The sequence below is a fragment of the Micromonospora endolithica genome (genome assembly GCF_003626595.1).
Taxonomy (GTDB): Bacteria; Actinomycetota; Actinomycetes; order Mycobacteriales; family Micromonosporaceae; genus Micromonospora; species Micromonospora endolithica.
Genome location: NZ_RBAK01000002.1, coordinates 564,840 through 591,208 on the forward strand (window position 1 = coordinate 564,840; position 26,369 = coordinate 591,208).

A 26,369-nucleotide genomic window follows, 5' to 3' on the forward strand; every position below is an offset into this window, starting at 1 on the left:
TCCGTGCCCCGGGCACCCGGCGTGAGTCGGGCGCCCGGGGCACGGCCGGTCAGTAGGCGCCGCGCCGGGCGAGCACCACGCTGACCGTCCGCCAGAGGATGGCGAAGTCGTAGACCAGGGACCAGTTGTCCACGTAGTGCAGGTCCAGCCGGACGGCGTCCTCCCAGGTCAGGTCGGAACGGCCGGAGATCTGCCACAGGCCGGTGATGCCGGGTCGCACCAGCAGCCGACGCCGGACGTCACCGCGGTAGTCGTCGTCCTCGGTGGGCAGTGGACGCGGACCGACCAGCGACATCTGGCCCATGAGCACGTTGACCAGCTGCGGAAGCTCGTCCAGGGAGAGCGCGCGCAGGTGCCGGCCGATGGGCGTCACCCGGGGATCGTCCTTGATCTTGAAGAGCAGACCGTCGCTTTCGTTCCGCTCCCGCAGGGCCTCCAGACGCTGCTCGGCGTCGGTGTACATGGTGCGGAACTTCCAGACCTTGAAGGCCTGGCCCTGGTGACCGACGCGGACCTGCCGGAACATCACCGGCCCCCGGTCGGTCAGCTTGATCGCCAACGCGATACCCACCAGCAGCGGGCTCAGCAGCACCAGACCGAACAGTGCGGCCGCCTTGTCGAGGATCATCTTGGCCAGCAGCGAGAAGCCGGAGATGGTCGGCTCCTCGACGTTGAGCAGCGGCAGCCCCTCGATCGGACGGACGTGGATACGGGGCCCGGTGACGTCGGTGACCTGCGGTACGACCACCAGGTCGAGGCCGGTTCCCTCCATCTGCCAGGCCAGCCGGCGCAACTCGTACGACTCCAGGCTGGCCGGCCCGCAGACCGCGATGGTGTCGGCCCCCAGCTGCCGCACCAGGGGCACCAGGTCCCATCCGACGTAGACCGGCACCGGCGCGACGACCCGCTCGCCCGGCCGGGGACTCTGGGGCAGGTGGATCGCGATCGGGTGCAGACCGGCGCCCGGGTTACGGGTCATCACGTCGTGCAGGGCCAGTGCGTCGGAGAGCCGGCCGACGAGCATCACCTTCTGCGACGCCTTGTGCGTGACCCGCCGGATCCGCCGCAGCACCACCCGGGCCGCGGCCCGGACGACCAGCGTGTAGACCAACAGGGTGATGATGATGGCGGCGACCGTCGTACGGGACAGGTCCTTCTTGAGCCCGAGGGCGAGGAAGGACACCGACGCGGCCATCGCGACGTTCGCCCGCGCCACCCGCTTGAGTTCCTCGGTGCCGCGGCCGAGGGCCCGTCGGTCGTACGCACCCGCGGCGGCGAGCATCGTCATCCACAACAGCGGCACGACGACGTTGACCACCAGGGCGAAGGCGCTGACCGCGCCGCCGAGGACCCGCTGGTCCCAGAAGCCCGCGTCGGCCTTGTCCACCACGGTGGCCACGGTGATCGAGGCGACCAGGGCGGTGATGAAGTCGATGACCAGCAGGCAGGCCAGGTAGCGTCGCCGCCACCGGGCGCGGGGCGTGACCGGCCGGGCGAACACCGTCCGGGCCATGCCGTTGGACGGTGGGGTGATGACCCCGAGATCGGGGTCGAACCGCGGTGACTGCTGCGGCACCACCGCGGAGAGAAACTGCGTGTGCGCGGACACGACCTTCCTTTCTCACGTGCCCCCGGCGGAGATCGCGACGAGCACGATAAGCATCAACGTGGCGCCCTGCCCAGTCGCGGCCGGGTCGAGTACGAAAGTTCGGCCGTCCGGTAGATGCCGCAGGTGCCGCCGGTGGTCACCGACGGTCCGGCGGAGCCGGACGAACGGTCAGCGGCCGGCGGCCGTGACGAGCCACTTGCCGATCTCGCTCGCGGCCCGGACCGTCAACAGCCCGAGGGCCAGACCGGGCCGGCGCGGCGGGGTGTAGGTGCGGATCATCTTCGCCCACGCGGACAGACCGGCCAGCCGCCGCCGGCTGATGTTGCCTTCGTGCCGGTGGAAACGCACGACCGGGTGCGGAAGCCGTTGCAGGTGGACGCCCCTGCTCAGGGCCCGCAGGACCAACTCCACGTCCACCTTGATGGGCATCTGCTCGTCGTACCCGCCGAGTTCCAGCAGCAGGTCCCGGTCGATCGACATGCCGGAGTGCTTGAACGGGAGTCGCGGTCGCATCAGCACCGACCAGAGCATCCGCCGGGGATCCGGGTACGCCGGCAGCGAGATGACGCGGCTGGTGTCCCCGGTCGACTCCTCGTAGTCGGTGTAGACCCAGCTGGCACCGGTGCGGACGAGGAACTCGTTGATCCGTTCCAGTCCGTCGCGGGCCAACTCGTCGTCGGAGTCGAGGACGGTGATGTACTTGCCGCGCGCGGTCCGCAACGCCGTGTTGCGTGCCACGCTGATTCCGGCCGGCTCCTGGCGGACCACCCGGATCCGGGCGTCGGCGAGCAGGCCCGACTCGGCCAGCGCCTCGCGGGCCGGCGTGTGCGAACCGTCGTCCACGACGACGACCTCGAAGTTGTGGAAGGCGCCCGCCACCACGCTGCGGATCGACTTCACCAGCAGTTCGGGGCGGTCTCGGACCGCTATGCACACCGAGATCGCCGGATTGACCCGTGCCACGGCCGGCACCGACGGCATCGTCGGTGCGTCGGTCCGGCTCGTCGGCGTGGCGGGGACCGTCGGCATGGCCGGGACCGTCGGTCCATCGACGTTGAACGTCGACTCCCGATATGCGCTTCGGGGCTGCTCACCCGGAACCGAATAGGGCGTCCACAATGGCTGACCGTTCATCGAGCCAAAACGCCATTCAGCCCGCAATCGTGGCTGGTCGGACTAATTGCCAGCATACGAAAGGGCGATTCCGGACTTACTTGCCCCCGGGGCCTCGCACGTCGCCGGACGGAATGCCGCCCCGCTCCGGACGTCTCCGGGCAGGCGCCCAAGCTGGTCATTATCCCTACCCCCGTTGATCCCACAGCTCATACAAAGTCAGCCACGAAGCGTGCTGATCCACACACGAGAATTGCCATAAATCGACGTCCAAGCAGGCCAGACAGGAGTATAGGACACCGGAGATCCCGAGCACCACCATCCATCAGGCGCTCACCGACGGCCAGTTGGATGTGTACGAACAGCGGATTGCCATTTTCAACAGTTGGCTGTCGGGCTGTTTCCTCGGTGCCCTACGGGTAGGGGAGAGCGATCACGACCGGAGCCAGCCGGTCTTCCGCCACGCACGCCACCACCCCGCCGGGATACCCACCACGGCCGTCGTCGGCGCCCCGGCTCAGCCCCCGATTCGCCGGCGCCGGAGGGCCACGACCACGAGGATGAGCGCGACGACCAGCGCGCCCACCAGTCCGAGCAGAAGCGGGCTCAACCCGGTGGAAGCGCTCGGGGAGGTCCCCTCCAGTTGCTGACGCTCCAGCGCGTTCTGCTGATAGGCCCGGGCGAGCAGGTTGGCCGGTGCCGCCGCGGCGACCCGGTCGAGTTGCTCGATTGCGGCTGCCTCGTCGCCGGCGAAGTAAGCGTCCAGTCCGTCGCGGTAGAGCCGGTCGGTGTCGCCGAGCCGGTTGCCGACTCCGGCCTCACTCAGCAGGCCGAGCAACACCGACGCCGGCAGCACCACTCGGATGGCCCGATCCGGCCGGGACTCGTCGTAGTCCAGCATTCCGACCGCCCGTCCGCTCGGATCGAGCACCAGGCCGCCGTACGACGCCCGGCCGATGTCGCTGTTCAGCCGGTGGATGGGTGACGTGCCGCGGCTGGCGGTGTCGGCGACGGTCACCAGCCGAGCGCGCGCGGCATAGGTCGCGGTACGCGTGTCGGTGTCCCCGGTGTCGTAACCGACGATGAGGACCGGGCTGGCCGGCTGGAGCGCGGCCGAGCCGTCGAGCTCGACCGACGGCAGGTTGTCCCGAGCGAGTTTCACCAATGCCGCATTACCCGCCCCGACCGGCTGCGACCGGACGACCTGGCCCGGGATCAGCTGGCCCTCGCCGGCATCAGTTCGAGCGTCATGCAGTTGACCGGTCACCTGGGTCGTCGGCTCCGTCGCCGGGTCGGCCCCGGTGAAGCGGGTCTTGGGCAGGTTGCTGCGGACGTAACTCTCCGCCTGGTTCGCGGGCAGCTTCTTCTCCCGAACCAGGGACTGGGCGACCGACTCGAGGGCCACCTGTCGGGCACTCTCCTCCGTCGGGCTGACGCAACCGCCGCTGGTCACCACATGACCGTCCGGAGACACCAGGAAGCCGCTGCACCGGCGCTTGAAGGTGACCGCGCCGCTACGCAGCGGCGTACCGGTCGTGCCGTCCCGGAGGTAACCGGTCACCACCACCTCGAGAAAGACCAGCGACGGCGCGGCCACCGCGAGGGAACGCGCCTGGACGCTGTACGGCGGGAACGCCTCCCACGGCCGCATCCCCGGGTCCACCGGTTCGCCGGCCGGGAAGGCGGTCGGCGGGCCAGCGGCGCCGCTCCCGGCATCGTCGCGCGACCAGTACGCCAAGCCGACGGCACCGCCGGTGACAACCAGGAGCAGCACCAACGCGACAGCGATCCACTGACGCCGGTGCCGCTTCGGTCGCGCCGAGGGCTTGATCCGGCGGGCCGGCGAGCTAAACGAGTCGTACGGTGTCGTCGACGACGGCCCGGCGGTCTGCCCATCGTTCGACCGCGAGTCGAACGCGGGCCCGTCCGATGCGGGCGAGGTCCGCTGCTCTGGAGCTGAACCGGCCGCCATCCCCCACGGCACGTGCGGCAGACCCGACACCGGTGCCGGCGACCCAGACACCGGTGCCGGCGACCCGGACACCGGTGCCGGCGACCCGGAGACGGGGGCCGCGGCGCCGGACACCGGTGTCGAGGATTTCAGGTCCGTCGGCACCCGCTGGTAATCCACGCCGAGCGAGCGCAGGAACCGCTCCGCGCCGGGCCCGCGCTCGGCGGAGTACGCCACCCAGGGCGAGTCGGCCGCGAAGTCCGCGTACACGTAGGGCTGCCCGTCGGGAGCGTCGGCGAGGGCGTTCGCCGCCGCCTGGAAGGCGTCTCGCCACCGGACGTCGCCGGCCGCCGGGGCCTCCAGCACCGCCACCGTCAGGAACCGCCCCTGCGGGTCGATGGCCGCCCATGCCTTGCCCACCGGACAGGTGCCCAGCAGGTGGGTGAACCGGTACGGGCCCTCAGGCTGCATCCCCACTCCTCGACTCGACCGCCGTGCGGATCCTACATAGGTCGCGCTCACGTTCGGTCGGCACGGGATCGGCCCCTGACTCCGGGGCCGGGAGCGGACGGGCCGCACCGGATCGCCACTGTGGAGGCGCTTGCCCGTGAAAGTTTTCATGCATAGAGTCGCGGCATGAATGAAGGAGGTGTCGTGGCCCGCACCGATCAGGTGCTCGACCTCTTTCAGGGCGTCCGGCTCACCCCCACCCAGCGCCGCATCGCGCACTGCCTGGTGCAGCACGCGCCAGCCGTGGGCTACCTGTCGGCGGCAGAGGTGGCCGAACTGGCCGGGGTCAGCCAGCCGTCGGTGACCCGGTTCGCGGTGGCGCTCGGCCACGACGGCTACCCGGCCCTGCGTCGCCGGCTGCGCGAGCTGACCGCCGGCCCGGCCGGCGGGCCGGTCGACGCCGGCAACGAACTCCAGCAGGCGGTCCGCGCCGAGATGGGCAACCTGGACCGGCTCGCCGGCCAGCTCGCCGACCGGGCCCGGATCGCCGACACCGGCCGGCTGCTCGCCACCAGCCGGCCGCTGCCGGTGCTGGGCCTGCGGGCCGCCGCGCCGCTGGCGGCGTACTTCGCGTACTTCGCCGCCAAGGTCCTGCCGGACGTGCGGGTCCTCGACGACGGTGGCAGCCTGCTCGCCGACCGGCTGGAGCAGGCCGCCGAGGCCGGTGCCACCGCGCTGCTCGCGTTCGTCCTGCCCCGCTATCCCCGGGAGACCCTGGACGCGCTGGCCGAGGCGCGCGACGCCGGGCTCACCGTCGTCGCGATCACCGACTCCCCGGTCAGCCCGGCCGCCGAGCGTGCCGACGTGGTGCTGCCCGCCGCGGTCGGCGCACGGCTCGTGTTCGACCTGCACACCGCCCCGATGACGCTGGCCATGGTGCTGCTCCAGGCGATCTGCGACGCCGCCCCGGCCGACACCCAACGCCGGCTGGAGGCGTTCGAAGCCTCGGCGGCCCGTCGACAGTTGTTCCTCGGTTGAGGAGGAGACAGATGACCCACCCCGTCCGCGCCGCGCGCGGCACCGAACGCACCGCCCGTGGCTGGCCGCAGGAGGCCGCCCTGCGGATGCTGATGAACAACCTCGACCCGGAGGTCGCCGAGCGCCCCGACGACCTGGTGGTCTACGGCGGGACCGGGAAGGCGGCGCGGGACTGGCCGTCGTACCACGCGCTGGTGCGGACGCTGACCGACCTGCGCGACGACGAGACGATGCTGGTGCAGTCCGGCCGGCCGGTCGGGGTGATGCGGACCCACGAGTGGGCACCCCGGGTGCTGCTGGCCAACTCGAACCTGGTCGGCGACTGGGCGACCTGGCCGGAGTTCCGCCGTCTGGAGTCGCTCGGGCTGACCATGTACGGGCAGATGACCGCCGGGTCGTGGATCTACATCGGCACCCAGGGCATCCTCCAGGGCACCTACGAGACGTTCTCGGCGGTGGCCGCCCGGAAGTTCGGTGGCACGCTCGCCGGGACGCTGACGCTGACCGCCGGCTGCGGTGGGATGGGCGGGGCGCAGCCCCTCGCCGTCACCATGAACGACGGCGTCTGCCTGGTCGTGGACGTCGACCGGACCCGGCTGGACCGGCGGGTGCACGACCGCTACCTGGACGAGGTCGCCGACTCGTTGGACGACGCGGTGCGGCGGGTGCTCGACGCGAAGCGGGACCGCCGGGCGCTCAGCGTCGGCGTGGTCGGCAACGCCGCCGCCGTCTTCCCCGAACTGCTGCGCCGGGGCGTGCCGATCGACATCGTCACCGACCAGACCAGCGCCCACGACCCGCTGTCGTACGTGCCGGAGGGGGTGGACATCGCCGACGCCCGGGACTACGCGACCGCGAAGCCGGCCGAGTTCACCGACCGGGCGCGGGCGTCGATGGCGAAACACGTCGAGGCGATGGTCGGCTTCCTGGACGCCGGCGCCGAGGTGTTCGACTACGGCAACTCGATCCGGGGCGAGGCGCGGCTCGGCGGGTACGACCGCGCGTTCGACTTCCCCGGCTTCGTGCCGGCGTACATCCGGCCGTTGTTCTGCGAGGGCAAGGGGCCGTTCCGCTGGGCGGCGCTCTCCGGCGACCCGGCCGACATCGCCGCCACCGACCGGGCGATCCTGGAGCTGTTCCCGGAGAACGAGTCCCTGGCCCGGTGGGTCCGGATGGCCGGGGAACGGGTGGCGTTCCAGGGCCTGCCGGCGCGGATCTGCTGGCTCGGCTACGGCGAGCGGGACGTAGCCGGGGTGCGGTTCAACGACATGGTCGCCTCCGGCGAGCTGAGCGCGCCGGTGGTGATCGGCCGGGACCACCTGGACTGCGGCAGCGTGGCGAGTCCCTACCGGGAGACCGAGGCGATGGCCGACGGCTCCGACGCGATCGCCGACTGGCCGCTGCTCAACGCCCTGGTCAACACGGCCAGTGGGGCCTCCTGGGTGTCCATCCACCACGGTGGCGGGGTGGGCATCGGCCGGTCCATCCACGCCGGGCAGGTGTGTGTCGCCGACGGCACCGCGCTGGCCGGGCAGAAGATCGAACGGGTGCTGACCAACGACCCGGCGATGGGGGTGATCCGGCACGTCGACGCCGGCTACGACGACGCCCGCGAGGTCGCCGCACGCACCGGCGTCCGCGTCCCGATGACCGACGTGTCCCCGTGAGCGCGAGGAGTGCAGCGAAGCGGAGCCCCGCAGTCGCGAACAACGGAGGCACCGCATGAGCGACCTTCTTCACCGGTTCCGGGTGCTGTGGGACGAGATCGCGCCGGTCGGGCGCGACGCCGACAGTGGCGGTTACCTGCGGTACGCACTGGCCGAGCCGGAACTGCGGCTGCGCGCCTGGTTCCGGGAGCACGCCGACGCACGGGGCATGCCGGTCACCGAGGACGGCAACGGCAACCTGTTCGCCACCTGGGGCGACCCGGACGCCGGTGACGCGGTGCTGACCGGCAGCCACTTCGACTCGGTGCCGCACGGCGGGGCGTACGACGGGCCGCTCGGCATCGTCAGCGCCCTGCTCGCCGTCGACGAGTTGCGCGCCCGGGACAGGAAGCCGCTCCGGCCGATCATCGTGGCCGCGTTCGTGGAGGAGGAGGGGGCGCGGTTCGGCGTACCCTGTCTGGGGTCTCGGCTGCTCACCGGGGAGATCGCGGTGGACCGCGCGGCCGGGTTGCGCGACGCGGCCGGGGTGAGCTTCGCCGAGGCGCTGGGCGACCGGCCGGCGGGCGCCCGCACGGATCTGCTCTCCCGCGTCGCGGCCTTCGTGGAACTGCACGTCGAGCAGGGTCGCGCGCTCGCCGGCACCGACGCGCCGGTCGCGGTCGCCAGCGCCATCTGGCCGCACGGGCGCTGGCGGTTCGAGGTGCGCGGCGAGGGCAACCACGCCGGTACGACCCGGATGGGCGACCGCCGCGATCCCATGTTGACGTACGCGTTCACCGTGCTCGCGGCGAACAAGGAGGCCCGGCTGCGCGACGCGCACGCCACGGTGGGCCGGGTGTCGGTGCAGCCGAACGCCACCAACGCGGTCCCGTCCCGGGTGACCGGGTGGCTGGACGCCCGGGCGGCCGAGGAGGAGACGCTGCGCGGTCTGGTCGACGCGGTGGCCGCCAAGGCGACCGAGCGGGCCCGGCGGGACGGGACCGAGCTGACCGTGACGCAGGAGTCGGCGACCCCGCTGGTGGCGTTCGACGGCGGGCTGGCCGACCGGCTGGCGAGGCTGCTGGACGCGCCGGTGCTGCCCACCGGCGCCGGCCACGACGCCGGGGTGCTGGCCGCGCACCTGCCGACCGCGATGCTGTTCGTGCGCAACCCGACCGGGGTGTCGCACTCCCCCGCCGAGTCCGCCACCGACGCCGACTGCGCGGCCGGGGTGACCGCCCTGGCCCGGGTGCTGGAGGAGCTGGCATGCCGATGACCCGCTGGCTGACCGAGTACGCCTGGCTGCCGGAGCACGCCGAGCCCACCCCGGACGTGCTGATCGAGACCGACGGCGGCCGGATCACCGGGGTCACCCCGTTGACCGTGGGCAGTCGTCCACCGGCCGGCGTGGACGTGCTCGGCGACGCGGTGCGGCTGCCCGGGCTGACCCTGCCCGGACTGGCCAACGCCCACTCGCACGCGTTCCACCGGGCGTTGCGCGGGCGTACCCACGGCGGGCGCGGCGACTTCTGGACGTGGCGGGACCAGATGTACTCCGTCGCCGCCCGGCTGGACCCGGACAGCTACCTGGCGCTGGCCCGGGCGGTGTACGCCGAGATGGCGCTGGCCGGGATCACCTGCGTCGGGGAGTTCCACTACCTGCACCACGGGCCGGACGGGACGCCGTACGGCGAGGCGAACGCGATGGGCGCCGCGCTGGTCGAGGCAGCCGCGCACGCCGGTGTCCGGCTGACCCTGCTGGACACCGCCTACCTGACGTCCACCGTGGATGGTCAGCCGCTGGACGGACCGCAACGGCGGTTCGGCGACGGGAACGCGCTGCGCTGGGCGGAACGCGTCGACGCGTTCACCCCGGACGGCACGCACGCCCGCGTCGGCGCGGCGATCCACTCGGTGCGCGCGGTGCCGGCCGGGCAACTCGCCACGGTGGCCGGCTGGGCGGACCGGCGAGGGGTGCCCCTGCACGTGCACCTGTCCGAGCAGCCCGCCGAGAACGACGCCTGCCGGGCGGTGCACGGGTGCACCCCGACCGCGTTGCTCGCCGAGCACGGCGTGCTCGGGCCGCACACCACCGCCGTCCACGCCACCCACCCGACCAGCGGCGACCTGACCCTGCTCGGCGACCACCGGACCGGTGTCTGTCTCTGCCCCACCACCGAACGGGACCTGGCCGACGGGATCGGCCCCGCCCGCCGGATGGCCGACGCCGGGATCCGGCTCAGCCTGGGCAGCGACAGCCACGCGGTGGTCGACCTCTTCGAGGAGGCCCGCGCGGTGGAACTGGACGAGCGGCTGCGCACCCGCCGACGGGGCCACTTCAGCGCGGTCGAGCTGCTGACCGCCGCCACCGTCGCCGGTCACGCCGCGCTCGGCTGGGGCGACGCCGGCCGGCTGGCGGTGGGCGACCGCGCCGACCTGGTGACGGTACGGCTGGACTCCGCCCGGACCGCCGGCATACCGCCGGTCGGGGTGTTCTTCGCCGCGACCGCCGCCGACGTCGACCATGTGGTGGTGGACGGCCGGGTGGTGGTCCGCGACGGCCGGCACGTGGACGTGGACGTGCCGACCGAGCTGCGCGACGCGGTCGCGGCGGTGACGACGTGAGCAGCCTGCTGGTGGACGACATCGGTGAGCTGGTCACCAACTCCGCCGACTCCGGCGACCCGCTCGGGATCCGCCGCCAGGCGGCCGTGCTGATCGAGGAGGGCCGCGTCGCCTGGGTCGGCCCGTCCCGCTACGCGCCGGCCGCGGACCGGCGCATCGACGCCGGTGGCGCGGCGGTGCTGCCCGGTTTCGTGGACAGCCACGCCCACCTGGTGTTCGCCGGGGACCGGGCCGCCGAGTTCGCCGCCCGGATGGCCGGCGAGCCGTACACCGGCGGCGGCATCCGGACCACCGTCGGCGCCACCCGCGCCGCCTCCGACGGCGCACTGCGGGCCACCGTGGGCCGGCTCCGCACCGAAGCGCTGCGCCAGGGCACCACGACCATGGAGATCAAGAGTGGGTACGGCCTCACCGTCGCCGACGAGGCCCGCTCGCTGCGGATCGCCGCCGAGTTCAGCGCCGACACCACCTTCCTCGGCGCGCACGTCGTCCCCACCGAGTACGCCGACCGCCCCGACGACTACGTGAGCCTGGTGTGCGGGCCGATGCTGGCCGCCGCCGCGCCGCACGCGCGCTGGATCGACGTGTTCTGCGAGCGGGGCGCCTTCGACGCCGACCACGCCCGCGCGATCCTCGCCTGCGGGCAGGCCGCCGGGCTCGGCGTCCGGCTGCACGCCAACCAGCTCGGCCCCGGCCCCGGCGTGCGGCTGGGGGTGGAACTCGGCGCGGCCAGCGTCGACCACTGCACCCACCTGGCCGACGCCGACGTCGACGCGCTCGCCGGCTCGGCGACGGTCGCCACCCTGCTGCCCGGCGCGGAGTTCTCCACCCGCTCGCCCTACCCGGACGCCCGCCGGCTGCTCGACGCCGGGGTCACCGTGGCGCTGGCCACCGACTGCAACCCAGGTTCGTCGTACACGTCGTCGATGTCGTTCTGCCTCGCCCTCGCCGTACGCGAGATGCGGATGACCCCGGCGGAGGCCGTGTGGGCCGCGACGGCCGGCGGCGCGCGGGCGCTGCGCCGCGACGACGTCGGCGCGCTGCGGCCCGGGGCCCGGGCCGACCTGATGATCCTCGACGCCCCGTCCCACCTGCACCTCGCCTACCGGCCGGGTGTTCCGCTGATCCGCCAGGTCCTGCACAACGGAGTGCCGCAATGCTGACTGTGTCCGTCACACCCACCGGGATCACCCCCGCCGACGTGCTCGCCGTGGCCCGCGGCGCCGCCACGGTCGCCCTCGAACCGGCCACCGTCGAGGCGATGGCCACCAGTCGGTCCATCGTGGACCGGATCGAGGCCGCCGGCCGTCCCGTCTACGGCGTGTCCACCGGCTTCGGCGCGCTGGCCAACACCTTCGTCGCGCCGCAGCGGCGGGCCGAACTCCAGCACGCGCTGATCCGCTCGCACGCCGCCGGGGTCGGTGCGCCGATGCCGCGCGAGGTGGTCCGGGCGATGATGCTGCTGCGGGTCCGCTCGCTGGCGCTGGGCCGCTCCGGGGTACGCCCGCTGGTCGCCGAGGCCCTGGTGGACCTGCTCAACCACGACGTCACCCCGTGGGTGCCGGAGCACGGGTCACTCGGCGCGTCCGGTGACCTGGCCCCGCTGGCGCACTGCGCGCTGGTGCTGCTGGGCGAGGGCTGGGTGCTCGGCCCCGCCGGTGAGCGGATCGACGCCGCCGACGCGCTGCACCGGGCCGGCCTGAAGCCGATCGGGCTGGCCGCCAAGGAGGGGCTCGCGCTGATCAACGGCACCGACGGCATGCTCGGCATGCTGCTGCTGGCGATCCACGACGCCGCCCACCTGTTCACCATGGCCGACGTGACCGCCGCGCTGGCCATCGAGGCGATGCTCGGCTCGGAACGCCCGTTCCTGCCCGAGCTGCACGCCATCCGGCCGCACCCGGGGCAGTCGGCGTCGGCCGCGAACATCCACCGGCTGCTCCAGGACTCCCGGGTGATGGACTCGCACCGCGACGACCTGGCCCACGCGGTGCAGGACGCGTACTCGATGCGCTGCGCCCCGCAGGTCGCCGGCGCGGCCCGGGACACCCTGGACTTCGTCCGCACGGTGGCCGACCGGGAACTGGTCTCGGTGGTGGACAACCCGGTGGTGCTGCCGGACGGGCGGGTCGAGTCGACCGGAAACTTCCACGGCGCCCCGCTGGGGTTCGGTGCCGACTTCCTGGCCATCGCCGCCGCCGAGGTCGGTGCCATCGCCGAGCGCAGGGTGGACCGGCTGCTGGACGTCACCCGGTCCCGAGACCTGCCGGCGTTCCTGTCCCCGGACGCCGGGGTCAACTCCGGCCTGATGATCGCCCAGTACACGGCGGCCGGCATCGTCGCGGAGAACCGCCGGCTGGCCGCGCCCGCCTCGGTGGACTCGCTGCCCACCAGCGGCATGCAGGAGGACCACGTCTCGATGGGGTGGGCGGCGACCAAGAAGCTGCGGACCGTGCTGGACAACCTGACCAGCCTGCTCGCGGTGGAACTGCTGGCCGCCGTACGCGGACTCCAGCTGCGGGCCCCGTTGGAGCCGTCCCCGGCCGGCCGGGCGGCCGTCGCCGCGCTCGGCGACGCGGCCGGGCAGCCGGGTCCGGACGTCTTCCTCGCCCCGCTGATGGAGGCCGCCCGCGCCGTGGTCGCGGCCCCGGACCTGCGCGCCGCGATCGAGAGCGAGCTCGGGCCCCTCGGCTGACCCGCCGCCGCCCGGCTCCCCCCGAGCCGGGCGGCGATCCGCTCACACGGGACGGGCCCAGGGGGCGGTGACGAAGTTGAGCCGGGCGCGGTGCGCGAACTCCGCCAGCTCGAGTCGGGGACGCGCGCCGTCGCCGGCGACCTGGGCCAACACCTTGTGCACCTCGACCGGATCGTCCGGCTGCACCGGAAGCAGCCGGCCGGCCGGCTGCCCGATCTCGTCCAGGAAATCGGCGCACTTGCGGTGGTAGGGCACCAGCGCGAACGGCACACCCGCCACGTACGAGAAGATCGCGCCGTGCATTCGCATGTGCAGACCGGCGTCGCAGGCGCGCATCTCCGAGAAGATCGCCCGGACCCCGTCGTCGGCGGTTACCACGCGCACGTCGCACAGACCCCGCAGGCTCGACCGGAGACGCTCGCTCGCTTCGACATCGCCGCGGACGGGGTGGGTGTTGAAGACGAAGACGGTCACGTCGACCTGCTCGGTCTCGACGAAGGACCGGATGCCGGAGATCAGCACCTGCTCGCGTCGACGCTGCTCGGGTGCCGGAAGGTCGGTGTCGGAACCGAGCAGGGTGACGCCCAGCCGGATCCGGTGCCGCGACCGCGGCACCGGCGCCGCCGCCACCTCGCCGAGCGCCTCCGGCAGCAGACCGGCGAGATCGCCGGCCGGCACGACGACGCCCCGGTAGTCGATCTCGCGCAGCCGTTGCACCGAGGCGTTGTCCCGGACCCCGACGTAGTCGACGTGTTGGAACACCTCGCCCAGTCGCTTGGCCGCCGCCGCCGAGACGAACGGCCCCACCGACACGCCGACCGCCGCGATCGGCCGGCCGGACACCCGGGACCAGGTGGCGAAGATCTTCTTCTCGCTGAACGGGCCCATGTCCCGGAAGACCGACCCACCACCGAACACCAGCATCGAGGTTCCGCCCAGCATGGTGGCCTTGGTGAGCAACTTGCCGGCCCGACTCAGCGGATCCGCCGATTCGAACAGGGACTGGTTCATCGTGGTCCGGGCAGCCGGCAGGTCCACCAGCGGCGGCGCGGCGAAGACCGGCTCCTCGGTGCCCCAGTAGCGCCGCATGGCCCAGTCCACGATGACGCAGAACGCGTTGTCACCGGCGTTGCGCATGCCGTAGTAGCCCACGACGAGCGGCCGCCGGGCCGAGTTGCGCCGGTACTCCGAAGTCACTGTCACTCCTTTGTCAACCGTCGGCTGATCTCCGACCAGCGCGGCAGCCGGGCATCCCCGACCACGTTGCGCCTGGCGGACGACCAGAAGAGCACGAGCAGCATCGCTTCGGTGACGACGGTGGTCAGCGCCACCCCGTACACGCCGAGCGTGGGAATCGTCAGGGCCAGCGTGACCAGGTAGCCGGCCGAGCCCAGCCCCTGGTACCAGACCTTGCGGCGGACCAGCCCGCCGCTGGTGAGCAGCGACGCGACACTGGCCGAGCCGAAGCGGAACGGAATCGCGAGCGCGAGCAGGCCCATCAGGACGCCGGACTCCTCGTACGCCGGGCCGAACACCAGGGGGATGGCGTACCGCCCGCCGACGGCCACCACCACCGCGGTCACCACTCCGACGGCCACCATCCCGACGGTTCCGGCACGGTACGCGATCAGGATGGCGTCCCGATCCGAGCGGGACCACCGGTGCAGTTTCGCGAGGAAGTACTGCTGGTAGACGACCCGGGGCAGGATGTAGATCGCGGTCAGCAGCGACATCGGCACCGCGACGACCGCAGCCGCCTGGGCGCTGAGGAACTCGCCGGTGACCACCACACCGAGGTTCATGCCGAGCAGGTAGAAGAGGCTGCCCAGCATGAACGGCGTGGCACCGCCGACCAGGTGCCGCATGCGCGGCGGGCGTCCGGGCCGGACGACCGTCGAGCTGTGGCCTTCCAGCCTGGTCGGCCGTCGCCAGAAGGGGACCAGCACCAGGACGCTCAGTCCCACGGTCAGCACGGCGACGAGCGCGTACCCGACACCGACCGCCAGCGCGGACAGGCCGATCAGCGTGGCGGCGACCGCGGTCATGAGCCGGCCGGCGTGCGGCGTGAGTTGCAGGGCGGAGAGCCGGCCGTACCGGCCCTGCAGTTGCAGTACCGACACCGACAACGCCATGCCGGCCTGGGCGAGGATCACCGGGGCGAGGGCGATCCGGAGATCGGCCAGTACCGGATCCGAACGGTCCAGCAGACCCCAGGCCGACAGCACCAGCACCTGCACGGCGGAGCAGCCGAGCACCAGCACGACGGAGGGACCCACCCAGCGCACCGCCCGGGGACCCTCCCGACCGAACCGCTGCAGCCAGAACTCGGCCACCCCGAAGATCGCGAGGGGACCGGCCAGGGTGACCAGCGCCAGCACCGCCATGAAGGCCCCGAAGTCCTGCTGGGGCAGGCTTCGGGCCAGCAGCACCTGGGCCAGGAAGGCCAGACCGGTCAGGCCGACCTGGCTGATCGCGAGCAGGCCCAACTGGCGAAGCCTGCGACTGAACCCACCGGAACCCCTCCGCACCCGGGCAGGGCGCGGTCCCCGTACCGTGGTTCCGGCAGCTGTCACCGTTCCGCCCGAGCGGGTAGAGCCGATCTCAGCTCGGCGAGTTCGGCCGCCGTCCGCGCCACCCACGCGTGCTGCGCCGCCGAGATCCGCGCGCCCCGTTCGGGTTCGTCCGTCAGGGCCGCACGGATGCCGGCGGCCAGCGGTGCGGACGCGTTCGGCACGAGCGTGGCGAAGCTGCCGAACAACTCCTCCGTGGTGCGGGTGCGGGACAGGACCAACGGCCGGCCCGCGCTGAGCGCCTCACAGGCGCCACTCGGCTGGCAGCCGTCCCGGTCGGTGAGCACGACCACCGCCCGCGCCCCGGCCAGCGCCGCCTCGTAGTCGGGCAGGTCGAGGAAGCCGAGGGTCCGGAGGTTGGGCAGGCGTGCTGCCCGTTCGCGCAGCGGCTCGGGGAGCTTGTGCAGCGGTGCGGTGGTGGCGAAATCGACGTCCGGCAGCGCCTCGATCGCCTCGACGAGCACGTCCATCGGTTCGTCGGGCGCGGCCGTCGCCACGATGAACACCCAGCCGCGGGGGGCGGCCGGCGGGATGCGCCGCAGCGGGTCGTGGACCACCAGCGTCCGGAGCCCCGGAAAGGCGACTCGGGCCATCTGGTCCGCGGCCCGGTTGTGCGTCAACACCAGCCGCGCGCCGCGGAGCACCTGCTCGGTGCCGGGAACCCGCCGCCACCAGGACTGGAACTGCCCGTTGTGCGCGTCCACCACGTACGGCACCCGGGCCATGTGTGGCGCGAGCGCGGTGAAGTGGGGCTGGGTCTGAGCCACGACGTACGGCGGTCGGTCGCTCCGGATCCGGGCCAGGTCGTGCCTGGCGTGGGCGAGATAGTCGCCGGGACGGAGCAGCTTCCCGGTCGCCCGGTGCGGCCGCCAGACCATCTCCGCGCCGAGCGCTTCGGCGAGGACGTCTGAGCGCCGCTGATACCGCTTCCACGAGATGAAAAGGGGTGCAGTCATCGAGGATTACCATTTCTGACGGCGTCGGGCACCGGCTCGTCGCGGGGATACGCCGCGACGACCATGACGTGCGAAAACAGGAACAACCACATGAAGTACGAGTACGACGTGGGTTTCTGGGTCACCGCGAACACCGCTGCGGTGAGGTAGAGGACCGCGAGGGCCCACTGTCCCCGGAACGTCATCCGCTCGCTCGCGGTTCGCCACAGCACGGTGAAGATGGCTGCCATACTCACCAGGCCGAGCAGACCCCACACCACGAACACCCGGATCGGGTCGCTGTGCGAGTTCCACGGTTCGAACCCCAACCCCAACAGCCAGACGTCCAGCGGGGCGTCGCGCCAGGCCTGCGCGAGCTCGAACCAGATCTCACCCCGACCGCGGATGAAGTTCTTCGACTGCGGGTCCAGGGAGCCGATCTGGGTTACCAGGAAGCGGACCCGTTCCCACAGGAAGGGACCCCACCGGATCAGCAGGACGATCCCGCCGACGAGCAGCAGTAGGCCGGCCGGCACCGTCACCCGTGGGGAGAGGCCGCGGGCCCATCGGAGCAGCCCGGGAAGACGCCGCAGTTCCATGGTCGCGACGATGATTCCCACGCAGAAAATGGTCAGGCGATGCGTCGAGACGACCGCCGTGGCGACCAGGATGACCAGTAGCGCGAAGCGGGCCGCCGGCCTGATCCGCAGCCGGTCTCCGGCGACGTAGAGGATGAAGACCGCGAAGATCAACAATCTGCCGAGCGAGGCCGGGTGGAAGTACCCGCCCGAGGCGCGGCCGATGTTCCCACCGGGCAGCTTGAAGAAGAACGTGTAGTCGACGACACCGGCGACCTGTAGCCACGCGATCCCGGAGTGCGTCACGGCACCGAACAGCACGAGCAGCAGGACCCAACGGATCCGCTCCAGGGTGAACCAGTGCGGCCTGACGACCATCACCGCCAGGAGCGTGATCGGCGCGAACCCGACGGCGAGCTGCGCGGCCTGGGTGAGGATCCCCCGTGTCGGGTCGACGTACGGACCGAAGATGTCCCGCAGACCGGTGACCTCGAACTGGTCGAGGAAGCCCGCCCGGGTGGGAACCAGCAGCAGGCTGGCCGCCGACAGCACGCCCAGCAACAGCAGTGCCGCCAACGCGACGGTCAGCCGCCCGGGCAACCGCCGGGACATCAGCAGGACGAGGAGGAAGGCGCCGACCATGAGCCCGGCACCGATCGTGCTGGCCACGAAGCCGAGGTCGAACGTGTCCTGGGCGGTCTTGGCGCCCGGAATGTCGAAGAGCGACTTCAGGCCGACGACCGCAAGCGCGGCGACGACCAGGGCCCAGGCCGGGGACTCCAGGCGGCGTCGCCGTTCGGGGCTGCGGGCCGGATCCGACTCGACGCTCAACGACGGGGCCGAACGGCTCATCGCTATGAGACCCGCGGTCGCGGCTCGGACGACCGCAGGTGTCCGAGGTAGCTTTCCACGTCCCGATTCCTCCCCCGCCTGATTCTGTCGGGGGCACTATACGCGAGCCGATCGGGAGCTGAGGCTCACGCCGACGGGCGGATGGACCGAGTTGGCGGGCCGGCTCAGCGCGGGTTGGCGGCGTGGGTCAGCGTCTCCCAGGCGTAGAAGAAGGCCGGCCCGGCCGGGCGCCTCGACTCGACCAACTCCCGGGTCACCGGCAGGTCGAACCCCATCCGCACCCGGTAGTGGTTGTAGGCGATCTCCGGCAGCGGATCGAGACCGGTCTGGAGCTGACCGCCGCAGAGCCAGGGCGGCACCGGGGCACCCATTTCGAAGTCGGCATGAAACTCCAGCGCCGGGATCAGCCGCTTGCGCGCCTCAGCGTAGAGATCGACCCCCTGGATCCAGGCCGTCTCGGCGACGTGCGCCGCCGCCGCGAGTCCCCAACCCGTGTGCAGGAGATCGCGGCAGGTCTCCTGGGCCATCCCGTCGACGAGACGGGTCTGACCACCCCAGTACTCGACGAGCCGCTGCTTGGTGAACGCGCCGTCCGGCGGTACGTGCGGCGTCGGTCCGTCGGCGGCGACGTAGACGTACGCCCGCATGCGCAGTCGCCACACGTCCAGAGCCTGGAAGAACGAGGCCCGGTCGTCGAGGAAGACGGATATGCCCACCACCGCGTCCAGCATGATCAGGCCCCAGTTGCCCGCCTTGTAGCCCTTGAGCGAACTGGTCACCTGCGGTAGGAAGACGTTCCGAAACATGCGCTCGGCCCGCGCCGACCGCGCCGGTGACCACTGTGGATAGGTGTGTTTGATCAGCTCGGCCGCCCGCACGAAGGTCGCACCCGACCAGCCCGCCTGGAGCTGGGCGTTCGAGTTGGCGTGGCGCCGCAGCACCTGCGCCCACGCATCCAGGATCTGCACCGCCTTTTCGGCGTACCGGGTGTCCCGGGTGAAGACCCACAGCAGGGCGTGGGTGTACGCGGCCACCGCGTCCTCCGCCTCACGGGTGCATCCCCTGTCCGGCTGCGAGTAGTAGCCGCACTCGACGACGGCGATCGGCTCGGGATGCCAGCCCAGGTCCGCGTACCGACTACGCCGTAGGGCGAGCCAGGCCGAGAGCCACGGCTCCTCCCCCGCCTGGACCTTCCCGATGACGAAGTCGAGCTGGGTGCCGCTGACCAGGACGCCCGGATGCACGAAGCCGCTCCGGGCATCCCGCAGTGTGCCGACCGGGGGCAGCCCGGTGGGGATCTCCGGTGCCCAGACACCGGCGGTCTCCCCGGCCGGCACGGCACTCGACGTGGTGGCACGGCACGCGGCACTGACGATCAGCACCACCGCGGCCACCAGCACCGCGAGGCCGCCGCGTATCCGGACCCGCACCATCGTCGTCCTCTCGGGGATACCACGCAGCGAGGTGGGTGGGAACCGGCGCTCCCTACACGGTCGCCGCGCTGATCTTCGCATGATCGCGCCCGGACGGTCCGGCCGATGACCGGGCGAACGCCCGCCCAAGGTCGGGCGACGCCGTCAGGGGGCCGGCGGAAGGACCTTCGCCACCAGCTTGGCCATCTCGCGGAGTGCCTTGCCACGGTGGCTGATCGCGTCCTTCTCCTCCGGGGTCAGCTCCGCGTTGGTGCGGTCCTGGGCGTCGCCGAGGAAGATCGGGTCGTAGCCGAAGCCACCCTCGCCGCGCGGGGTGCGCAGCAGCCGACCGGCCTGCCGGCCGTCGACCAGGTGCTCCTTGCCGCCCGGCAGCACCAGTGCGACCGTGCACACGAAGGACGCCCCACGGTGCTCGTCCGGCAGGTCGGCGATCTGGTCCAGCACCAGTTGGAGGTTGGTCCGGTCGTCGCCGTGCCGACCGGCCCAGCGGGCGCTGAACACACCCGGCATGCCGTTGAGCGCGTCGACGGCCAACCCGGAGTCGTCGGCGATGGTCGGCAGGCCGGTACGCCGGCAACCCTCGCGGGCCTTGATCAGCGCGTTCTCGCCGAAGGTCAGCCCGCTCTCGGGCAGCTCCGGGTATTCCTCGACGTCGTCCAACCCGATCAGCGCGACCCGGTGCGCGCCGAGCGCGCCGTCGAGGATCCGCTGCAACTCGATGAGCTTCTTGCGGTTACGGGTGGCGAGCAGGACCTTGTTCATGGGAGTAGCGCCTTCCGCTGGGCTTCGGCCAGGTCCACGCAGCCGGCGACGGCCAGGTCGAGCAGGGCGTCGAGCTGTTCGCGGGCGAACACCCCGGCCTCGCCGGTGCCCTGCACCTCGACGAAGTCCCCGGTCCCGGTGCAGACCACGTTCATGTCCACCTCGGCGGCCACGTCCTCGGCATAGTCCAGGTCGAGCCGGGGCTCGCCCTGGATGACGCCCACGCTGATCGCGGCCACCGACCGGTGCATCACGTTCTCCGGCTTGCCGGCGAGCGACTTGCGGGCGGCCAGCCAGGTCACCGCGTCGTGCAGCGCCACGTACGCGCCGGTGATCGCGGCGGTACGCGTGCCGCCGTCGGCCTGGAGCACGTCGCAGTCCAGCACGATCGAGTTCTCGCCGAGCGCCTTCAGGTCGATCGAAGCGCGCAGGCTCCGGCCGATCAGGCGGGAGATCTCGTGCGTACGACCACCGACGCGGCCCTTGACGCTCTCCCGGTCGGAGCGGGTGTTGGTGGCGCGGGGCAGCATCGCGTACTCGGCGGTCACCCAGCCCAGCCCGGAGCCCTTGCGCCAGCGGGGCACGCCCTCGGTGACGCTGGCTGTGCAGAGCACGCGGGTGCGGCCGAACTCGACGAGCACCGAGCCCTCCGGGTGGGAGCTCCAGCCCCGGGTCAGGGTCACCGGTCGGAGTTGGTCGGGCCGCCGCCCGTCAGGTCGCGCCATCCCTGCACCCTATGCGGTGCCCGGATCGGACGGTGCCGGGGTGTCCCGACCGCTCAGCCCGACGGCGGTGGCGCGATCGGGTCGAGTCGGTGGGCGCGCAGGAAGCCGGCGACCGAGGCCGGCCAGCCGAACCCCTCGGCGCGGGCACGCGCGGCGCGCCGGCGGTCCGTCTCCGGGCGGCCGAGCAGCCGGAGCACCGCCTCGGCCATCGAGGCGGCCGTGCCGTACGCGGCCACGCCCGCCGCGCCGACCACCTCGGGCAGCGCGCTGGCGGCGTTCACCACCACCGGCGTGCCGCCGGCCAACGCCTCCAGCCCGGCCAGGCCGAAGGTCTCCACCGGTCCGGGAGCGAGCACCACGTCGGCGGTGGCCAGCAGCGCGGCCACCGCGGCCCGGTCGGGCAGGAAACCGGCGAACGTCACCGGAAGGCCGGCCGCCCGCCGGGCCAGCCGCGCCCGCAGCGGACCGTCGCCGGCCATCACCAGCACCGCCGGCACACCCGCTCCGCGCAGCGCGGCGAGGGTGTCCACGGCCAGCTCGGGTCGCTTCTCCACCGACATCCGCGCGCAGTGCACCAGCAGCACCTCGGTGCCGTCGGCGTACCGCTCGCGCAGGACCGGGTCCGCCCGGCCCGGGTGGAACGTGTCGAGGTCCACCCCGAGCGGCACCAGATCGACCGGCGCACCGAGCCGACCGAACTCCTCCGCCGCCCACCCGGTGGTGCAGACGACGCGGTCGTACGACCGGACGGTACGCCGGTTGAGCCGGTCGGCCGCCCGGCGCCGCAGCGGGTCCGGTACCCGCCACTGGCCGAGCAGCCCGGTGAGCGACTCGTGGGACACCATCATCGACGGCACCCCGTGCGCCCGCGCCCAGTCGCCGGTCCACCGCAGCGTGGACCGGTCGGAGACCTCCAACCGGTCCGGCGTCAGCTCGGCCAGCACCCGGGCCACCCGGCGCCGGTCGGCGAGCAGCCGGTAGCCGCCGCTGCCGGGCAGTTCCGGCCCGGCCAGCGTGATCACCCGACCGCTGGGGTGCCGCTCGTCGCGGTCCCGCCGGCCGGGCACCACCAGGACCGGGTCGTGGCCGGCCTCCTGGTAGCCGGTGCCGAGGTGGCGCAACGCGGTACGCAGGCCACCGGAGCGCCCGTTGACGAAGTTCGCGACCCGGACGATGCGGGCGGGCCCGGTCACGACGCGGCCGGCAGGTCCACCGCCGCGGTACCGGCGCGGACCGCGTGGTAGTGCCCGATCAGCTCGTCGCCCACCCCCGTCCAACTGCGCCGGCTCACCGCCGCGCGGGCGGCGACACCGTACGCGGTCCGACGCGGCCCGTCGGCGTTCAGCCCGGCCACCGCGGCGGCCAGCGCGGCACCGTCGTCCGGGGGCACGAGCAGTCCGGTCACCCCGGACTCGACCAGGTCCACCGGGCCGCCACTGGCCGGCGCGACCACGGGTACGCCGGAGGCGAGCGCCTCCTGGATGGTCTGACCGAAGGTCTCGTGCGGTCCGGTGTGCACGAAGACGTCGAGGCTGGCATAGAGCCGGGCCAGGTCGTCGCCGTGCCGTACGCCGAGGAAACGGACGTCGGGCAGCGCCCGTTCCAGCTGCCGCCGGTCCGGACCGTCGCCGGCCACCACCACCCGGACGCCGGGCAGCCGGGAGATCGGGCCGAGCAGGTCGACCCGCTTCTCCGGGGCGAGCCGTCCGACGTAGCCGACCAGCAGCTCACCGCCGGGGGCGAGGGTACGCCGCAGGTCGGCGCAGCGCCGGGTCGGTCGGAACCGCTCGGCGTCCACGCCCCGACGCCACAACCAGATCCGCCGCACCCCGTTGGCGATCAGGTCGGCGGCGGCCCGGGTGGAGGGGGCCAGGGTCCGCTGCGCCGAGTTGTGGATCTCACGCAGTCGCCGCCAGGCCGCCGCCTCGCCCCAGCCGACCCGGTAGGCGCGGGCGTACGCCGCGACGTCGGTCTGGTAGACGGCGACCGTCGGCAGGCCGTGCCGCACCGCGAGCGTCGCCGCCCGGGCGCCGAGCACGAACGGGCTGGCCAGGTGAACGACGTCGGGCGCGTGCGACAGCAGGGCCCCGGTCAGTTGCCCCGGCGTCGGCACGCCGAGCCGGAAGCCGTGGTAGCGCGGCAGGGGAACGCTGGGAATCCGGATCACCGGGTACGGGTGCCGGTCGGCGTCCTGCCGGCGGGAACCGGGCGGAGCCGGCGCGATGACGACCGGCTCGTGCCCGCGGGCCACGAGGTGTTCCGCCGCCCTGACCACCGAGTGCGCGACGCCGTTGACGTCCGGCGGGAACGACTCGGTCACGATGGCGATCCGCATGTCCACACCGTGGAGGTGCCACGGGTGCACGAGACGACGGGACGTTGACCGGCCGGCGAACAGCGCGGCAAGGTCGGGCGCGAGGACGGGTCAGATGTCGTAGCTGGCGCCGGGCCGGACCACTTCCAGCGGGCCCGGGTATGCCGCGGTGGCCGAGGCGACCGTGTGCGCCTCACTACCCCAGGCGGCCACCAGGTGGGTCAGCAGCAGCCGGCCGACCCCGGCCTTGGTCGCCGCCTCGCCCGCCTCCCGGCCGGTCAGGTGCAGGTCCGGCGGGTTGTCCACGCCGTCGAGATAGCTCGCCTCGCAGAGGAAGACGTCGGCGTCCTGGGCCAGCCGCAGCAGCGCGTCGCAGGGCGCGGTGTCCGACGAGTAGCAGAGCACCCGACCGCCGTGCTCCAGCCGCACCCCGTACGTCTCGATCGGGTGGTTGACCCGGTCCACCGTGACGGTGAACGGGCCGATCGGGAAGGTGCCGGGCTGCAGGGCGTAGAACTGGTAGACGTCCTCGACCGTCCTGTCCTCCTGCCAGTACGCGGCGGTGAGGCGGTCCGGCGCGCCGGCCGGCGCGTAGACGGGCAGCGGCGGGTAGGGGCCCTCCGGGGCGTACCGGCGGACCACCACGTACGACGTCGCGTCGAGGATGTGGTCGCAGTGCAGGTGGGTCAGCAGGATGGCGTCGGGGGCGTGCAGCCCCGCGTACCGCTGGAGGGTCGACAGGGAACCGGGACCGAAGTCCACCAGGAGGCGGAAGTCGTCGGCCTCGACCAGGTACGCCGAACACGGGGATTCCGGACCGGGGAAGCTTCCGGCACAGCCCAGGACGGTCAACCGCATGTGGTCGTCCCGTGGTCACGCTGGGTAGTGTCCGCGCCGGCCGTCGCCCTGTCGATGATCACTACCGACGCGTACGCCACGCTGCGCAGCCTACGCTGGCACGCGCCGGGGCATGAATCATCCATGGGAAGTTGTCACGAAGGTGACACCCGCTTCGGATCCGGTGACCATGGGCTGCACGCCCCGTTACCGCCCCGCCGAACGGCTCGGACACGGACGGGGCCGCCGGCTGGTGCCGGCGGCCCCGTCCGTTCGACCGGTCAGGCCCAGAGCTGGCCCTCCAGGGCGTCCTCGGCGTCGGCGAGGGTGCCGCCGTAGGCGCCGGTGGACAGATATTTCCAGCCGCCGTCACAGACCACGAACGCCACGTCCGCCCGGCGGCCCTCGCGGACCGCCTCGTGCGCCACCGCCAGGGCGGCGTGCAGGATCGCCCCGGTGGAGAAGCCGGCGAAGATGCCCTCCACCTCCACCAGCTGCCGGGTACGCAGTACCGCGTCGCGGGTGCCGACGGAGAAGCGCCGGGACAGCACGGTGGCGTCGTAGAGCTCCGGGACGTAGCCCTCGTCGATGTTGCGCAGCCCGTAGACCAGCTCGCCGTAGCGGGGCTCGGCCGCCACGACCTGGATCCCGTCGACCTTCTCCCGCAGGTAGCGACCGGTGCCCATGAGCGTGCCGGTGGTGCCCAGCCCGGCCACGAAGTGGGTGATCGTCGGCAGGTCGTGCAGCAGTTCCGGACCGGTGGTCTCGTAGTGCGCCCGCGCGTTCGCGTCGTTGCCGTACTGGTAGAGCATCACCCAGTCGGGATGTTCGGCCGCGATCTGCTTCGCGGTGGCGACCGCCTGGTTGGAACCACCGGCGGCCGGCGAGAAGATGATCTCCGCGCCGTACATCCGGAGCAGCTGCACCCGCTCGGTCGAGACGTTCTCCGGCATCACGCACACCAGCCGGTAGCCGCGCAGCTTGGCCACCATGGCCAGCGAGATCCCGGTGTTGCCGCTGGTCGGTTCGAGGATGGTGTCACCCGGCCGGAGGCGGCCGGCCTCCTCGGCCGCCCGGACCATGAACAGGGCCGCCCGGTCCTTGATGCTGCCGGTCGGGTTCCGGTCCTCCAGTTTCGCCCACAGCCGCACCGGCGGTGCGCCGTCGGGCACCGTCGGGGACAGCCGGGGCAGCCCCACCAGGGGCGTACCGCCGGAGGCGTCGAGCAGGCTGTCGTACCGCGTCATGGTGACCGCCCTCAGCGGGCGGCGACCGACGACGTGCCGCGCACGCCGCCGGCGACCGCCGCGGTCGCGGCGCGGTGCTGGCTGATCGCCGCCGCCGCCGCGAAGCCGAACGCGCCACCGGCCACGGCCGGCAGGATGGTCACGCTGTCGCCGTCGTTGAGCTTGGCGTCGAGCGCGCCCAGGAAGCGGACGTCCTCGTCGTTGACATAGACGTTCACGAAGCGGTGCAGCGCTCCGGCGTCGGTGACCAGGCGGCCCTTGAGCCCGCCGTGCCGGGAATCCAGGTCGGTGAGCAGGTCGCCCAGGGTGTCGCCGGTGCCCTCGACGACCTTCGCGCCGCCGGTGTAGCTGCGCAGGATGGTGGGGATGCGAACCTCGATGGCCATGATGTGGTGCTCCTTGATCGGGTGTGCCGGAAGGTGACGGGACGCGGACGGGTGCTGCGGCGCTGAGGTCAGCGGCCGGAACACTCGTAGTCGACCGTCGCCGGGCTCTGCCCGAACATGTACGACTGCACGGCGTGCGGGTCCACCCCGGCGTCCACGATCCGGACCGGCTCCTCGGTCACCACGCCGTCGACGATCCGGAAGGAGCGGATCTCCTCGCTGTCCGGCTCGCGGGTGGAGACGAGCAGGTAGTGCGCGCCCGGCTCGCCGGCGAAGGAGATGTCGGTGCGGGACGGGTAGGCCTCGGTCGCGGTGTGCGAGTGGTAGATGACGACGGGCTCCTCGTCCCGGTCGTCCATCTCCCGCCACACGCGGAGCTGCTCCATCGAGTCGAACTCGTAGAAGGTCATGGAGCGGGCGGCGTTGTCCATCGCGATGTGCCGGGTGGGGGTGTCGCTGCCGGCGGGACCGGCGACCACCCCGCACGCCTCGTCGGGGTGGTCCCGACGAGCGTGGGCGACGATCGCGTCGACGATCGACCGGTCGATGCTCAGCACGTCGCCAGCCTAGCTCGTGTCCGGCGGGTGAGGCGAGGTGGTGACG

22 protein-coding genes are annotated in these 26,369 nt (G+C 72.6%); 6 read left to right on the plus strand and 16 right to left on the minus strand.

The genetic code is table 11. The features are described 5' to 3' along the window. Positions 1-49 precede the first annotated feature (49 nt). The 3 genes from D7223_RS08510 to D7223_RS08520 form a co-directional block, all read right to left on the minus strand. Complete coding sequence (locus D7223_RS08510; protein ID WP_120727122.1) at positions 50-1,513, minus strand: sugar transferase; 1,464 nt, start codon at positions 1,511-1,513, stop codon at positions 50-52. A 264-nt stretch (positions 1,514-1,777) separates the two neighbouring features. Beyond that, positions 1,778-2,638 (minus strand): glycosyltransferase family 2 protein, encoded by an 861-nt coding sequence (locus D7223_RS08515; RefSeq protein WP_158610843.1) that lies wholly within the window; start codon positions 2,636-2,638, stop codon positions 1,778-1,780. A 601-nt stretch (positions 2,639-3,239) separates the two neighbouring features. After that, a complete protein-coding gene (locus tag D7223_RS08520; protein WP_158610844.1) occupies positions 3,240-5,144 on the minus strand; it encodes a trypsin-like peptidase domain-containing protein in 1,905 nt (634 codons plus the stop codon). Positions 5,145-5,309: 165 nt separating this feature from the next. On the opposite strand from D7223_RS08520, the gene D7223_RS08525 reads away from it, so the two are divergent. The 6 genes from D7223_RS08525 to hutH are packed head-to-tail and all read left to right on the plus strand — an operon-like array spanning position 5,310 to position 13,127. Beyond that, positions 5,310-6,161 carry a MurR/RpiR family transcriptional regulator gene (locus D7223_RS08525; protein ID WP_120726778.1) on the plus strand — a complete coding sequence of 284 codons (852 nt, stop codon included), beginning with the start codon at positions 5,310-5,312 and terminating at the stop codon, positions 6,159-6,161. Between the two features lie 11 nt (positions 6,162-6,172). Beyond that, positions 6,173-7,828, plus strand: coding sequence for a urocanate hydratase (gene hutU, locus D7223_RS08530; RefSeq protein ID WP_120726780.1), 1,656 nt, complete (start codon positions 6,173-6,175; stop codon positions 7,826-7,828). A 55-nt stretch (positions 7,829-7,883) separates the two neighbouring features. Then, a complete protein-coding gene (locus D7223_RS08535) occupies positions 7,884-9,083 on the plus strand; it encodes an allantoate amidohydrolase (RefSeq protein WP_120726782.1) in 1,200 nt (399 codons plus the stop codon). Then, a complete protein-coding gene (locus D7223_RS08540; RefSeq protein ID WP_120727124.1) occupies positions 9,080-10,432 on the plus strand; it encodes a formimidoylglutamate deiminase in 1,353 nt (450 codons plus the stop codon). The genes D7223_RS08535 and D7223_RS08540 overlap by 4 nt, the downstream gene beginning before the upstream one ends. Continuing rightward, the gene (gene hutI / locus D7223_RS08545; protein ID WP_120726784.1) at positions 10,429-11,595 is read left to right on the plus strand and encodes an imidazolonepropionase; all 1,167 of its coding nucleotides are present in this window, start codon (positions 10,429-10,431) and stop codon (positions 11,593-11,595) included. Before D7223_RS08540 ends, hutI begins: the two co-directional genes overlap by 4 nt. Further along, the gene (gene hutH / locus D7223_RS08550) at positions 11,589-13,127 is read left to right on the plus strand and encodes a histidine ammonia-lyase (protein ID WP_120726786.1); all 1,539 of its coding nucleotides are present in this window, start codon (positions 11,589-11,591) and stop codon (positions 13,125-13,127) included. Before hutI ends, hutH begins: the two co-directional genes overlap by 7 nt. Positions 13,128-13,169: 42 nt before the next feature. Here the strand turns inward: hutH and D7223_RS08555 are convergent, their stop codons facing one another. From D7223_RS08555 to D7223_RS08615, 13 genes are all read right to left on the minus strand, one after another. Further along, on the minus strand, positions 13,170-14,324 hold the full coding sequence (locus tag D7223_RS08555; RefSeq protein ID WP_120726788.1) for a polysaccharide pyruvyl transferase family protein: 1,155 nt from the start codon (positions 14,322-14,324) through the stop codon (positions 13,170-13,172). A gap of 2 nt (positions 14,325-14,326) precedes the next feature. Further along, a complete protein-coding gene (locus D7223_RS08560; RefSeq protein ID WP_158610845.1) occupies positions 14,327-15,613 on the minus strand; it encodes an oligosaccharide flippase family protein in 1,287 nt (428 codons plus the stop codon). An 83-nt stretch (positions 15,614-15,696) separates the two neighbouring features. Then, a complete protein-coding gene (locus D7223_RS08565; RefSeq protein ID WP_120726792.1) occupies positions 15,697-16,653 on the minus strand; it encodes a glycosyltransferase in 957 nt (318 codons plus the stop codon). Continuing rightward, complete coding sequence (locus tag D7223_RS08570; protein WP_120726794.1) at positions 16,650-18,062, minus strand: hypothetical protein; 1,413 nt, start codon at positions 18,060-18,062, stop codon at positions 16,650-16,652. Before D7223_RS08570 ends, D7223_RS08565 begins: the two co-directional genes overlap by 4 nt. A gap of 164 nt (positions 18,063-18,226) precedes the next feature. After that, the gene (locus D7223_RS08575) at positions 18,227-19,492 is read right to left on the minus strand and encodes an alginate lyase family protein (RefSeq protein WP_202864605.1); all 1,266 of its coding nucleotides are present in this window, start codon (positions 19,490-19,492) and stop codon (positions 18,227-18,229) included. A gap of 147 nt (positions 19,493-19,639) precedes the next feature. Beyond that, positions 19,640-20,257, minus strand: coding sequence for an RdgB/HAM1 family non-canonical purine NTP pyrophosphatase (gene rdgB, locus D7223_RS08580; RefSeq protein WP_120726801.1), 618 nt, complete (start codon positions 20,255-20,257; stop codon positions 19,640-19,642). After that, positions 20,254-20,982: a ribonuclease PH gene (rph, locus tag D7223_RS08585; protein ID WP_120726803.1), complete on the minus strand. Its 729-nt coding sequence runs from the start codon at positions 20,980-20,982 to the stop codon at positions 20,254-20,256. The genes rdgB and rph overlap by 4 nt, the downstream gene beginning before the upstream one ends. A 53-nt stretch (positions 20,983-21,035) precedes the next feature. Beyond that, on the minus strand, positions 21,036-22,175 hold the full coding sequence (locus D7223_RS08590) for a glycosyltransferase (RefSeq protein WP_186832266.1): 1,140 nt from the start codon (positions 22,173-22,175) through the stop codon (positions 21,036-21,038). After that, positions 22,172-23,317, minus strand: coding sequence for a glycosyltransferase family 4 protein (locus D7223_RS08595; protein ID WP_120727127.1), 1,146 nt, complete (start codon positions 23,315-23,317; stop codon positions 22,172-22,174). The genes D7223_RS08590 and D7223_RS08595 overlap by 4 nt, the downstream gene beginning before the upstream one ends. A 90-nt stretch (positions 23,318-23,407) precedes the next feature. After that, positions 23,408-24,154 carry an MBL fold metallo-hydrolase gene (locus tag D7223_RS08600; RefSeq protein ID WP_120726806.1) on the minus strand — a complete coding sequence of 249 codons (747 nt, stop codon included), beginning with the start codon at positions 24,152-24,154 and terminating at the stop codon, positions 23,408-23,410. 260 nt (positions 24,155-24,414) lie between these two features. Next, positions 24,415-25,380: a PLP-dependent cysteine synthase family protein gene (locus D7223_RS08605; protein ID WP_120726808.1), complete on the minus strand. Its 966-nt coding sequence runs from the start codon at positions 25,378-25,380 to the stop codon at positions 24,415-24,417. Positions 25,381-25,391: 11 nt separating this feature from the next. Then, entirely contained in the window at positions 25,392-25,766 is a 375-nt protein-coding gene (locus D7223_RS08610) for a MoaD family protein (RefSeq protein WP_120727129.1), read from the minus strand. A gap of 68 nt (positions 25,767-25,834) precedes the next feature. After that, positions 25,835-26,323, minus strand: coding sequence for a M67 family metallopeptidase (locus tag D7223_RS08615; protein ID WP_120726810.1), 489 nt, complete (start codon positions 26,321-26,323; stop codon positions 25,835-25,837). Between the last annotated feature and the right edge of the window lie 46 nt (positions 26,324-26,369).

What these genes read in the sequence shown, in the direction of transcription:
- D7223_RS08610 (WP_120727129.1), bottom strand. Translation starts at nt 25,766, where the DNA reads ATGGCCATCGAGGTTCGCATCCCCACCATCCTGCGCAGCTACACCGGC.
- hutU (WP_120726780.1), top strand. Translation starts at nt 6,173, where the DNA reads ATGACCCACCCCGTCCGCGCCGCGCGCGGCACCGAACGCACCGCCCGT.
- rdgB (WP_120726801.1), bottom strand. Translation starts at nt 20,257, where the DNA reads ATGAACAAGGTCCTGCTCGCCACCCGTAACCGCAAGAAGCTCATCGAG.
- D7223_RS08540 (WP_120727124.1), top strand. Translation starts at nt 9,080, where the DNA reads ATGACCCGCTGGCTGACCGAGTACGCCTGGCTGCCGGAGCACGCCGAG.
- D7223_RS08525 (WP_120726778.1), top strand. Translation starts at nt 5,310, where the DNA reads ATGAATGAAGGAGGTGTCGTGGCCCGCACCGATCAGGTGCTCGACCTC.
- D7223_RS08565 (WP_120726792.1), bottom strand. Translation starts at nt 16,653, where the DNA reads ATGACTGCACCCCTTTTCATCTCGTGGAAGCGGTATCAGCGGCGCTCA.
- D7223_RS08535 (WP_120726782.1), top strand. Translation starts at nt 7,884, where the DNA reads ATGAGCGACCTTCTTCACCGGTTCCGGGTGCTGTGGGACGAGATCGCG.
- D7223_RS08600 (WP_120726806.1), bottom strand. Translation starts at nt 24,154, where the DNA reads ATGCGGTTGACCGTCCTGGGCTGTGCCGGAAGCTTCCCCGGTCCGGAA.
- D7223_RS08520 (WP_158610844.1), bottom strand. Translation starts at nt 5,144, where the DNA reads ATGCAGCCTGAGGGCCCGTACCGGTTCACCCACCTGCTGGGCACCTGT.
- D7223_RS08570 (WP_120726794.1), bottom strand. Translation starts at nt 18,062, where the DNA reads ATGAGCCGTTCGGCCCCGTCGTTGAGCGTCGAGTCGGATCCGGCCCGC.
- D7223_RS08510 (WP_120727122.1), bottom strand. Translation starts at nt 1,513, where the DNA reads ATGGCCCGGACGGTGTTCGCCCGGCCGGTCACGCCCCGCGCCCGGTGG.
- hutH (WP_120726786.1), top strand. Translation starts at nt 11,589, where the DNA reads ATGCTGACTGTGTCCGTCACACCCACCGGGATCACCCCCGCCGACGTG.
- D7223_RS08515 (WP_158610843.1), bottom strand. Translation starts at nt 2,638, where the DNA reads ATGCCGACGGTCCCCGCCACGCCGACGAGCCGGACCGACGCACCGACG.
- rph (WP_120726803.1), bottom strand. Translation starts at nt 20,982, where the DNA reads ATGGCGCGACCTGACGGGCGGCGGCCCGACCAACTCCGACCGGTGACC.
- D7223_RS08595 (WP_120727127.1), bottom strand. Translation starts at nt 23,317, where the DNA reads ATGCGGATCGCCATCGTGACCGAGTCGTTCCCGCCGGACGTCAACGGC.
- D7223_RS08605 (WP_120726808.1), bottom strand. Translation starts at nt 25,380, where the DNA reads ATGACGCGGTACGACAGCCTGCTCGACGCCTCCGGCGGTACGCCCCTG.